The organism is Sulfitobacter sp. LC.270.F.C4 (assembly GCF_032922545.1).
GTDB classification, from domain to species: Bacteria; Pseudomonadota; Alphaproteobacteria; order Rhodobacterales; family Rhodobacteraceae; genus Sulfitobacter; species Sulfitobacter profundi.
The window spans coordinates 3,522,132-3,532,795 of the sequence record NZ_CP136692.1 but is presented as its reverse complement, the minus strand read 5'-3'; the positions used below and the strand labels follow the sequence as shown (position 1 = coordinate 3,532,795).

At 59.0% G+C, this 10,664-nt stretch carries 9 protein-coding genes and 1 tRNA gene; 7 read left to right on the top strand and 3 right to left on the bottom strand.

What is annotated here, in order from left to right; translation table 11 throughout:
• Window positions 1–163 precede the first annotated feature (163 nt).
• A tRNA-Met gene (locus R1T45_RS20985) sits at window positions 164–240 on the top strand.
• On the opposite strand, the gene R1T45_RS21060 is transcribed toward R1T45_RS20985, so the two are convergent.
• Window positions 197–1,093 (bottom strand): recombinase zinc beta ribbon domain-containing protein, encoded by an 897-nt coding sequence (locus tag R1T45_RS21060; RefSeq protein WP_411041401.1) that lies wholly within the window; start codon window positions 1,091–1,093, stop codon window positions 197–199. The two genes, R1T45_RS20985 and R1T45_RS21060, sit on opposite strands and share 44 nt — an antisense overlap.
• Before the next feature lie 304 nt (window positions 1,094–1,397).
• Between R1T45_RS21060 and urtA the strand changes: the two genes are divergently transcribed.
• From urtA to aspS, 6 genes are all read left to right on the top strand, one after another.
• Window positions 1,398–2,684 carry an urea ABC transporter substrate-binding protein gene (urtA, locus tag R1T45_RS20980; protein ID WP_317390170.1) on the top strand — a complete coding sequence of 429 codons (1,287 nt, stop codon included), beginning with the start codon at window positions 1,398–1,400 and terminating at the stop codon, window positions 2,682–2,684.
• Between the two features lie 78 nt (window positions 2,685–2,762).
• Window positions 2,763–4,691 carry an urea ABC transporter permease subunit UrtB gene (gene urtB / locus R1T45_RS20975; protein WP_317390169.1) on the top strand — a complete coding sequence of 643 codons (1,929 nt, stop codon included), beginning with the start codon at window positions 2,763–2,765 and terminating at the stop codon, window positions 4,689–4,691.
• A gap of 3 nt (window positions 4,692–4,694) precedes the next feature.
• Window positions 4,695–5,876 (top strand): urea ABC transporter permease subunit UrtC, encoded by a 1,182-nt coding sequence (gene urtC, locus R1T45_RS20970; RefSeq protein WP_067623735.1) that lies wholly within the window; start codon window positions 4,695–4,697, stop codon window positions 5,874–5,876.
• A complete protein-coding gene (urtD, locus tag R1T45_RS20965) occupies window positions 5,873–6,628 on the top strand; it encodes an urea ABC transporter ATP-binding protein UrtD (RefSeq protein ID WP_067623736.1) in 756 nt (251 codons plus the stop codon). The genes urtC and urtD overlap by 4 nt, the downstream gene beginning before the upstream one ends.
• Complete coding sequence (gene urtE / locus R1T45_RS20960) at window positions 6,615–7,310, top strand: urea ABC transporter ATP-binding subunit UrtE (RefSeq protein ID WP_067623741.1); 696 nt, start codon at window positions 6,615–6,617, stop codon at window positions 7,308–7,310. Before urtD ends, urtE begins: the two co-directional genes overlap by 14 nt.
• A 158-nt stretch (window positions 7,311–7,468) precedes the next feature.
• Window positions 7,469–9,244, top strand: coding sequence for an aspartate--tRNA ligase (aspS, locus tag R1T45_RS20955; protein WP_120350126.1), 1,776 nt, complete (start codon window positions 7,469–7,471; stop codon window positions 9,242–9,244).
• Window positions 9,245–9,273: 29 nt separating this feature from the next.
• Here aspS and R1T45_RS20950 read toward each other — a convergent pair whose 3' ends face one another.
• Window positions 9,274–10,005, bottom strand: coding sequence for a BglII/BstYI family type II restriction endonuclease (locus tag R1T45_RS20950; RefSeq protein ID WP_240791595.1), 732 nt, complete (start codon window positions 10,003–10,005; stop codon window positions 9,274–9,276).
• Window positions 9,989–10,621, bottom strand: coding sequence for an MT-A70 family methyltransferase (locus tag R1T45_RS20945; RefSeq protein ID WP_067623744.1), 633 nt, complete (start codon window positions 10,619–10,621; stop codon window positions 9,989–9,991). Before R1T45_RS20945 ends, R1T45_RS20950 begins: the two co-directional genes overlap by 17 nt.
• Window positions 10,622–10,664 lie beyond the last annotated feature (43 nt).

The following is a 10,664-nucleotide window of genomic DNA, read 5'->3' as shown; positions in this document are numbered from 1 at the left end:
GGGCGGGGGGCTTTATCGGCACGTTTCTGTGTCCCCAAACTCACGCGCGAACTTTGGCGAAGCGAAAGTTAAGGGTGCTGCGTAAAATCTCAAGAAAAATCTAAATTCTATGTACGAATGCCCTTGCAGCCCTCGTGCTATAAGTCTAAACGAAGGGCATTGGCGCGGGATGGAGCAGCCCGGTAGCTCGTCAGGCTCATAACCTGAAGGTCGTAGGTTCAAATCCTACTCCCGCAACCAAGCCTATCGAACTTTTGTTCGCAAAGCCGCCCTTCGGGGCGGCTTTTGCGTATGTCATTGGGAACTTTGTCAAATCTCCCTCGATGCCCAGAAGGTGTTTTCCTTCCTCCACTTCCTCGACGCTGATGGTTTCCACCAGAACCCGCAGAATATCGCGTGCATGGATGACCAATTCGGGTTCTGCGAGGATCGTTTCCAGCTTTCTGACATGCGCAGCGTAGACCTCCTCTAGGTCAGTTGGCAGCATCGGCCGGGCGTCTTCAATCTGCCGCTGTTGGGCCTGCAACTTGAGCTTCCGCGCTTCGGCTTTCGACAGGGCTTCAATTAAGGCAGGGCTGTTCACGCCGGCGAGGATCGCGTCGGTTCCGTTCCGTATTTCAGTCTCCAATGCGCGGAGCTGCCGGGTGACCGAAGCGCGATCGGCCTGGAGCGACTGCGTCGCATCAGCAAGCGCCCTCGCATACTCCTCCCGAAACCGCGTGAAGGCATCGGACCCGAGCAGCGCGCGTTTCACGCCGCCCAAAACTGCCTGTTCTGCTTCGTCCTTCAAAAGCCCTGTCATGCCGGTGCATTGGCTGGGCCCCTGTTCTTTTGCCGTTTTGCAGTAGTAGCGTTTGTGCACGGTGCCAGCGATCGTCATTGGTCCACCGCATTTGGCGCAGCGCAGGAAGCCGGACAGAAGAAACTTGGGGCGGGGGCCGACGCCGCCGCTGTTGGAGCCCCGCCGGGGTTTGACCTGAAAGCTGTCTTGGCGCGCCTTGACCTTCGCCCAGAGGTCATCGTCGATGAACCTCAGCTCCGGAACCTCCACGCGAACCCATTCTTCCTCCGGCCGCAGGCGGGAGACGCGCATTCCGCTTCTACCGCAAAACAGCGCGCGCCCCATACGCGAGTTGCCCAAAATTTCACAGTTCGGCTGCCAACTGCCCAATCATACAGCTCCCTTTCTGCGGTGCAGAAATTTCCCCGCGGTCGGGGCTTGCTGGCTCGGTCCTCTGAACTGAGGCTGTAGAGGCTCCGCTACGGGGCGTCGCGAACGGAGCTGTCCGGCAAGGGGGCCATCCGCGCGTAACTATAATAAACGCTGTGTGGAAAAGCATTTGGCCTTTGGCATGCTTGCGTCTCCGCTCTTCCGCACACCAAACGGGGATACCGTAATGAGACTTTCCACCAAACGCACACTTACTGCGACCGCTGCCCTATTGATCGCAGGTTCAGCCGCCAGCGCGGAATGCGAGGACCCGATCAAGGTTGGCGTGCTGCACTCTCTGTCCGGCACGATGGCCATTTCCGAGACGACGTTGAAAGACACGATGGAGCTTCTGATCATGCAACAAAACGCTGCGGGCGGTCTGTTGGATTGCGAAATCGAAGCCGTTGTCGTGGATCCCGCCTCGGACTGGCCTTTGTTCGCCGAAAAGGCGCGTGAGCTTCTGACCGTGTCCGAGGTGGATGTCATCTTCGGCTCTTGGACATCTGTTTCGCGCAAATCCGCATTGCCTGTTCTGGAAGAGTTGAACGGCCTGATGTTCTACCCGGTTCAGTATGAGGGCGAGGAAAGCTCGCGCAACGTGTTCTATACGGGCGCGGCCCCGAATCAGCAGGCGATCCCTGCGACCGATTATTTCCTGGAGGAACTGGGCGTCGAGAAATTTGCTCTGCTCGGCACGGACTATGTCTATCCCAGAACCACCAACAATATCCTTGAACAGTACCTTTTGGACAAGGGCATCCCCAAGGAAAACATCTTCGTTAACTATACACCCTTCGGGCATTCGGACTGGTCCACCATTGTGGCGGATGTGGTCGAACTGGGGGCGGATGGCTCTCAGGTGGGCGTGATCTCGACCATCAACGGCGACGCGAATATCGGCTTTTACAAGGAGTTGGCGGCTGCCGGTATCTCGGCTGACGACATTCCGGTCGTGGCATTCTCGGTCGGGGAAGAAGAGCTTTCGGGCCTCGATACCGCTGATCTTGTCGGCCACCTCGCGGCGTGGAACTACTTTCAATCCGCAGAATCCGACGCGAACGATGAGTGGGTCGCCGCTTGGAAAGAAGCGATGGGCGAAGACCGCGTGACCAACGACCCGATGGAAGCCCATTACATCGGTTTCAACATGTGGGTGAACGCGGTCACCGAAGCAGGCACCACGGATGTAGATGCGGTGCGTGCGGCGATGTATGGGCAGGAATTCCCGAACCTCACCGGCGGGACGGCTGTCATGCTGCCCAATCACCACCTCGCCAAGCCTGTCTTGATCGGTGAAATCACCTCTGACGGCCAGTTCGATATCATCAGCCAGACCGAAGAAGTGCCCGGCGATGCATGGACGGACTTCTTGCCTGAATCCGCTGTTCTGGTCTCCGATTGGAAAGGGCTTGAGTGCGGCATGTACAATACCGAAACCAAGACCTGCGTCCAGTTGACCTCGAATTACTAACGCCAACAGTCGGGCGCGTCCTCAGCCGCGCCCGACACTCTTTCTAAACACTCTTTCCGTCCGAAAGCCCCATATCCCATGGTTCGAATACTGCTCAGCCTGATGTGCTTGCTGACATCCGTCAGTCTTGCTTCAGCCCAGGAACTTCAGTCTGTATTGCAGACCCACGCCGAAGAGGTGGCCAAGCCATCGCGCAAATCGGTCGGCGTTTTGCTGGACGACCTGGTGGCATCGGGCCTGCCGCAGGTTCCTGTTTTTCTTGAGCAATGGGCCGAGCGGAGCGTCTGGCAAGACGATGCAACGGGCCTGTTCTACTTTGCGAAGGAAGCCGGCGATACACTCGCGCTGCGCGACGTTGATACGGGCGAAGAGACAGCGGCTTCTTCGGACAGTTTCAGCCAGCTGCGCCCCAACGGCGGTGTGCGGCGTGTCATCGGCACGGCATTGGTGCAGTTCCAACTGTCTGATCCCGACCCCGAACGCCGCAGCGCCGCCCTTGAAAGCATCGCGCGACGCAGTGATGCCAGCCAGCTTGACCCGCTCTTGGCCTCGCTCGAAGGAGAGAATGATCCCATCCTGCGCGCCCGCAAAGAGCAACTGAGCAATTTCTTGACCGCGCGCTTCGGAGCGGCCCCCGAGGCGCGCAATCGTGCGATCGAAAGTCTGTCTTCCGATACCTCTCTCGAAGCCCGCGCGGTGTTGAGCCAAATTCTATCTGTAACGACAGGCGTTGCGGCAGAGCAGCCCGAGGGTAACATCGCCCGCATTCTTGACCCCATGGCGGACCCTTCGGCAAGCTATGAGACGCTGGTCGAAGCTGAACTTGCCCCTGCAATCGTGCCGCCCAGTGATATTCGCGCTGCCCTTGAAGCCAATATCGTCGATGGCCGCGTCGGCGGCATCCCTTTGGCGCAATTGGACGACCCGGACAGGCGGATGGATGCGTATCGCGCGCTTGCCGAGGCGGGGACCGTCCCGCCGTTGGTAACGCCGGATGATATCGTCACCGCCCTGCAGAATGCCGTCTTCTATGAACGCTACGAAGAGGATGACAGGGCGATCACCGACGCTGCCCGCACCACGCTTGACGCGGTTGAGACGCAGGTCGGCTGGGCGCAGACCTTTGATTTGACGTTGGACGGTTTGTCGCTGGCCTCGATTTATTTCCTCGCAGCGATTGGGCTGGCGATCACCTTTGGGCAGATGGGGGTCATCAACATGGCCCATGGCGAGTTTATCATGATGGGCGCCTATACGGGCTATGTCGTGCAGCTCATCGTCCCTGACTACACGGTCTCGCTGCTCATCGCGCTGCCGCTAGCCTTTGCCGTTACCTTTGGGGCGGGTGTCGCAATGGAGCGGCTGGTGATCCGGCATCTCTACCATCGCCCGCTTGAAACCTTGTTGGCGACCTTCGGCATCTCAATCGCCTTGCAGCAAATCGCTAAGAATATCTTTGGCACGCAGGCCCGTCCGTTGACCTCGCCTGAGTGGCTTCGGGGCGCGCTCGTGATCTCGGATGTGGTTCAAATCAGTTACATCCGCATTGCCATATTCGTGCTGGCGCTGATCTTTCTATTTTTGCTGCTGTATATCCTCAAGCGCACGCGCCTTGGTTTGGAGGTGCGCGCGGTGACGCAAAACCCGGGCATGGCGGCTTCAATGGGCATCAACCCTGACCGCATCAATATGATGACCTTTGGGCTGGGGTCGGGAATCGCAGGGGTCGCGGGCGTCGGCATCGGCCTTTATGCGCAGGTCACCTCTGAAATGGGCGCGAACTATATCGTGCAAAGCTTCATGACTGTCGTAGTGGGCGGTGTTGGATCGGTATTCGGCACGCTGGCCGGGGCGGGGCTGATCGGCTTCCTGCAAAAGGGGATCGAGTGGTTGAACCCGTCCAACACACTGGCGGCACAGACCTACATGATCCTTTTCATCATCCTGTTCATTCAATTCCGGCCCAAGGGCATCGTCGCCCCCAAGGGCCGGGCAGCGGCGGATTGAGCCATGACCCAGACGCACAGCCAACGACGGTCTTTCATCGGCCGCAATCCTTCGGTTCTCTACTTCCTTGCCGCACTGGGTCTCTTTACAGTCCTTGTGACGGTGATGTCCGAAGCCGCCGGTACCGGTCTTGTCTCAACCTCCTTCGTCAAGACATTGGGCAAAGCCCTGTGTCTTTGCCTCGTGGCCATCGCGATGGATGTCGTTTGGGGGTATTGCGGCATCCTTAGCCTCGGTCATTTCGCCTTTTTCGGGATCGGCGGCTACGCCATCGGGATGTGGCTCATGTATGCGCGGACGGAAAACATCGTCGCGGAAAGCCTCGCAGGTCAGGTCATCCCGCCAACCCCGCAAGAGATTTCAGACGCCATCGGAAACCAGATTTTCGGTGTCGTCGGCTCATCGGAATTCCCATTGATCTGGGCCTTCGCGGACAACCTTTTTATCCAATTGGCCTTCGTCGTGCTGATCCCCGGCGCCCTTGCGCTGGTCTTTGGCTGGCTCGCATTCCGCAGCCGCGTCAACGGCGTTTACCTGTCGATCCTGACCCAAGCCATGACACTGGCGCTCGCGCTCTACCTGTTTCAGAACGACAGCGGCTTGCGTGGCAACAACGGTCTGTCGGGCCTGCAAAACATCCCCGGCTTCGCCGAAAGCGGCCAAGACGTGGTCTCCATCGTCTTTTTCCTCGCCTCTGCCTTGGCGCTTGCTCTGGGCTATCTGTTTTTCGCATGGATCACCGACAGCAAGCTGGGCAATGTCATCCAAGCCATCCGTGACGATGAATCGCGCGTTCGTTTTCTGGGCTACCATGTAGAGAGCTATAAACTCTTCGTTTTCACCATCACCGCCATCGTCGCAGGCATCGCCGGTGCGCTTTATTACCCGCAAGCGGGCATCATCAACCCGGCTGAAATCGCCCCCATCGCGTCGATCTATCTCGCGGTATGGGTCGCCATCGGCGGACGTGGCCGGCTCTACGGTGCGGTGATCGGTGCGGCAGTGGTCTCACTTTTGTCCAGTTGGTTTACGGGCGGCGGCGCGCCCAGCATCAATCTGGGGGTCTATACGATCCACTGGGTCGATTGGTGGCTGGTGCTGCTTGGCCTGAGCTTTGTACTTATCACGCTGTTTGCCCCCAAGGGCATCGGCGGCCTCTTTGACAAACTGGTGCGCAAGTCATGAGTTCTCTTTTGGAAATGTCCGGAATTTCGAAATCTTTTGACGGGTTTCAGGCGATCAAGAACCTTAGTCTACAGATCGGTGAACCGGAATTGCGCGCGGTGATCGGCCCCAATGGCGCGGGCAAGACGACCTTTATGGACATCATCACCGGCAAGACAAAGCCGGATGAAGGCTATATTCTGTTTGGTGATGACAGCCGCTCTCTTATTGGCATGTCGGAAAGCCAGATCGCGATGCTTGGGATTGGGCGCAAGTTTCAAAAGCCGACAGTGTTTGAGGCGCAAACCGTGCGCGAAAACCTTGCCATGGCGTTAAAGAACCCGCGTGGCACATTCTCGGTGCTGTTCCACCGCAAGACCTCGGAAGGGGCGGCGCGGCTTGAAAAGATCGCTGATGAGATCAACCTGACCGCCCATCTCTCCCGCCCCGCCGGAGAGTTAAGCCACGGGCAAAAGCAGTGGCTGGAGATCGGGATGCTGCTTGCGCAATCGCCCCGCTTGCTGCTGGTGGATGAGCCCGCCGCAGGCATGACGGCGCATGAACGCGAACACACCACAGACATCCTGAAAAAGGCCGCCGAGACCCGCGCCGTTATCGTGGTGGAACACGACATGGAGTTTGTGCGGCGGCTGAATTGCAAGGTGACCGTGTTGCACGAAGGATCGGTGCTGGCCGAAGGGTCGCTGGATCATGTCACCAGCAACCAGACTGTTATAGACGTTTATTTGGGGCGCAGCGATGCTGGAGATTGAGAACCTAAACCTGAAATACGGGCAATCTCAGATACTTCATGAGGTCACGTTGAACGCGCCCGTGGGGCAGGTGACCTGTGTGACGGGCACCAATGGGGTCGGCAAAACCAGCTTGCTGAAAGCCATCGCCGGGCGGCATCCTTTTTCGGGCGGGCGGATCAGCCTTGATGGTGAGGAATTGCAACCGGGCCGTGCGGCCCTGTCGGCCAAAGCGGGCGTCGGATATGTGCCACAGGGGCGCGAGATATTTCCGCTCATGACCGTTCAAGAGAACCTTGAAACGGGCTTTGCCTGCCTTCCCAAATCCGAGCATAAGATCCCGGATGACATTTTTGAGCTTTTTCCGGTCCTCGCTGAGATGAAGGCCCGGCGCGGGGGGGACTTGTCTGGTGGGCAACAACAGCAGCTTTCCATCGCCCGGGCGCTTATTGCCCGCCCTAAGGTGCTGCTGTTGGATGAACCGACCGAAGGAATTCAGCCCAATATCATCCAGATGATTGGCCACACCATTCGCCTTCTGCGGGATCGGGGGGAATTGGCCATTGTGCTGGTGGAGCAGAATTTCGAATTTGCCTACCTCAATGCCGATCATTTCCACGTCATGCAGCGCGGCAAAATCACCCAATCGATCCCAAAATCCGAAGCCCAACGCACGCAACTCTTGGACGCGCTTGCGCTATAAGTGATCGCTGTTGCCCGTCTTGCGCGCAGGCCCGGCTTGCCCGTAAGGCACAAAACCCTTCTATTATTGTGGAGCGGCGGGGCAGCAAAGTCTTGACTTCCCGACCGTCAAACGGTGTACCTGCGCGAAACCTGAAATAGCCCTAGGAAGGGACCATCATGCACGCCTATCGCAGCCATACCTGTGCCGATCTGAGCCTTGAGAACAAGGGTGACACTGTGCGCCTGTCCGGCTGGGTGCACCGGGTGCGGGACCACGGCGGTGTGCTGTTTTTGGACCTGCGCGACCATTACGGGATCACTCAGGTCATCTGCGACCCTGACAGCCCGGCCTTCGCCGAGATGGAAAAGGTCCGCGCGGAATGGTGCGTGCGCATTGATGGCACCGTAAAGGCGCGGGACGAAAGCCTTGTGAACCCCAAGCTGCCCACCGGCGAGATTGAGGTCTATGCGCGCGACATCGAAGTGCTGGGTTCCGCCGCTGAACTGCCGCTTCAGGTCTTCGGCGAGCAGGAATACCCCGAAGAGACGCGCCTGCGCTATCGTTACCTCGACCTGCGTCGCGAGAAGATGCAAAAGAACATGGCGCTGCGTTCCGACGTTGTGACCTCCATCCGCAAGCGCATGTGGGATCAGAACTTCCGTGAGTTCCAGACGCCGATCATCACCGCGTCTTCCCCCGAAGGTGCGCGCGACTTCCTCGTGCCCAGCCGTCTGCACCCCGGCAAGTTCTACGCCCTGCCGCAGGCGCCGCAGCAGTTCAAACAGCTGCTGATGGTCTCGGGCTTTGATAAATATTTCCAAATCGCGCCCTGCTTCCGCGATGAAGACCCGCGCGCCGACCGCTCGCCCACCGATTTCTACCAGCTCGACATGGAGATGTCCTTTGTCACCCAGCAGGACGTTTTCGACACGATCCAGCCGGTGATCGCAGGCATCTTCCAAGAGTTCGGCGGCGGCAAAAAGGTCGATCAGACCTGGGAGCAGATTTCCTATAAAGACGCGGCGCTGTGGTATGGCTCGGACAAGCCCGACCTGCGCAACCCGATCAAGATGCAGGTGGTCTCGGACCATTTCCGCGATTCCGGCTTCGCGATTTTCGCCAAGTTGCTGGAGCAGGACGGCACCGAAATCCGCGCGATCCCCGCGCCCAAAGGCGGCAGCCGCAAGTTCTGCGACCGCATGAACGCCTTCGCTCAAAAAGAAGGTCTGCCCGGCATGGGCTATATCTTCTGGCGCGATCAGGGCAACGGGATGGAGGCAGCTGGCCCGCTGGCCAAAAACATCGGTCCCGAGCGCACCGAGGCGATCCGCCAGCAGTTGGATCTGGGTGTCGGCGACGCGGCCTTCTTCCTCGGTGGCAAGCCGAAGTCGTTTGAAGCAGTCGCAGGCCGCGCGCGGAACGTGATCGGCGAGGAGTTGAACCTCACCGACAAAGAACGTTTCGCCTTTGCATGGATCGTGGATTTCCCGATTTACGAGCGTGACGAAGAGACCGGTAAGATCGACTTTGAACACAACCCCTTCTCCATGCCGCAGGGCGGGATGGAGGCGCTGCAGGGCGATCCGCTCAAGGTGCTGGGCTATCAATATGACCTCGCCTGCAACGGCTATGAGCTGGTCTCGGGTGCGATCCGGAACCACAAGCCGGAGATCATGTTCAAGGCGTTTGAGATCGCAGGCTATGGCGAAGACGAGGTGCGCAAGCGCTTTGGCGGCATGGTTAACGCATTCCAATACGGCGCCCCGCCCCACGGTGGTTGTGCCGCCGGTATCGACCGGATCGTCATGCTGCTGGCCGAGGAGCAGAACATCCGCGAAGTCATCCTCTTCCCGATGAACCAGCGTGCCGAAGACCTGATGATGAACGCGCCCTCTGAACCCACCAGCGATCAGCTGATGGAGCTGGGTCTGCGGGTCATCCCGCAGGAGTGATCCTGTCTGAATGAAGCGTCATCCCCGGCTTAGTCGGGGGTGATATTGCCCGGTAGGATGCCCAGCACCAGAACCGGGCAGCCGCCGCTGCGCCCGGCGGCGATGCGGCTGATAAGCTTATGGGTGCCGGTGGTGCTGGCCCCGAACTTCGCGCTTACGGTCTTGTCGGTCTCATTGCCGAATTTATCCAAGCAATTGCCGAGCGATTTGAAAAACCCGTTCGATAGTTCGCGCGTCACGATGACGCCAACGTCGATCACCCCCGCTTCAAAAAAGCTGCGAAAGGCATAGAGGTCACGGTCGTAGGTCTGGTCTTTGCTGTTCCACTCATAGTCGAAAGCCACGCGGCTGCGCCAAAAGTCGACCATATGGTTGTGGATGAAGTCTTCGCGGATGATGCGGTCGACCTCGGGGGCACTGTCGCCCTTGCCAGCGGTAAGTTGCACCAACAGATCGGCTTTGATGCGCACCTCTTCGTGGAAATTCTCGGCCGCCGCATATTGCGCGAAACGGGTGGTGGCCGACATGCGGTTGCCCCCCGGCGCGCGGATTTCATTGCGGCTGATCGTGAACTGCCGCAGCACGCGGATGATCGCGGCCAGTTCTTCGGGCGCGCGCTGTTGCAGCACGGCGGCGGCGCTGCGGTAGCTGGTGACGGAGTAGCGATCGCGCAGATCGACGGGCAGCAGGTCTTCGACGAGCCTTTCGTCGTCGAACACCGCGTCGTCGATGCGCCGCGCCAGATTACTCAGCCGCGACACTGGAATTGTAGCTGTAGGTCTTCCAATCGGGCTTGTAATCCGCCTCGGCCTGATTGCCCCAAACGGTCCAGCCCTCGCGGACACCGCGCCCGAACAGTTCGAGGTAGGGGCCCCAAGAGCAGCTTTCGATCAGGTCATATTGCTCATCCGGCTTGCGCGAATGCTCCCGCTTGCGGGTCTGCATCATGTTCACCTGACGCCGCCCGGCATCCAAGGTGCGCACGTTCTTGCCGCGCACGCCGAACAGCAAAATTTCGGTCACATTGCGGAAATAGAACCCCACGCCGCGCCCGTCACTGCCACCGTCTTTGCGGATTTTGTGCCAAATGATGTTGGATTTATATTCAAATCCCCAGGCCTTGAGCACCTGCAGCCCCTCGGGCAACAGCGCGTTCGGCACCCACATGTAACAATGCGCGCGGTCTTCGAGGTGATCGGCCACGGGCAGGGCGCAGATGTCATCCACCGTCATCGTGGGATAACGGGCCAAGCGCTTATGTTCGGGCGCGACCTTGCCGGTGCGGTTGGTGAAGCGCCACGGCGGGTCCGCCATGACGCATCCAAACCGGTCTTTGCCCAGAAAGTCGCGTAGGTCTTGTGATGGATTATCGCTCATATCCAATATATTGCGTTTCCTCGGGCTTTCTTGCAACCGCTAC

Coding starts and splice junctions, on each gene's coding strand:
- R1T45_RS20945 (WP_067623744.1), bottom strand. CDS start 10,621: ATGAGCGATAATCCATCACAAGACCTACGCGACTTTCTGGGCAAAGAC.
- urtB (WP_317390169.1), top strand. CDS start 2,763: ATGGTTCGAATACTGCTCAGCCTGATGTGCTTGCTGACATCCGTCAGT.
- urtC (WP_067623735.1), top strand. CDS start 4,695: ATGACCCAGACGCACAGCCAACGACGGTCTTTCATCGGCCGCAATCCT.
- aspS (WP_120350126.1), top strand. CDS start 7,469: ATGCACGCCTATCGCAGCCATACCTGTGCCGATCTGAGCCTTGAGAAC.
- urtD (WP_067623736.1), top strand. CDS start 5,873: ATGAGTTCTCTTTTGGAAATGTCCGGAATTTCGAAATCTTTTGACGGG.
- R1T45_RS21060 (WP_411041401.1), bottom strand. CDS start 1,093: ATGCGCGTCTCCCGCCTGCGGCCGGAGGAAGAATGGGTTCGCGTGGAG.
- urtE (WP_067623741.1), top strand. CDS start 6,615: ATGCTGGAGATTGAGAACCTAAACCTGAAATACGGGCAATCTCAGATA.
- urtA (WP_317390170.1), top strand. CDS start 1,398: ATGAGACTTTCCACCAAACGCACACTTACTGCGACCGCTGCCCTATTG.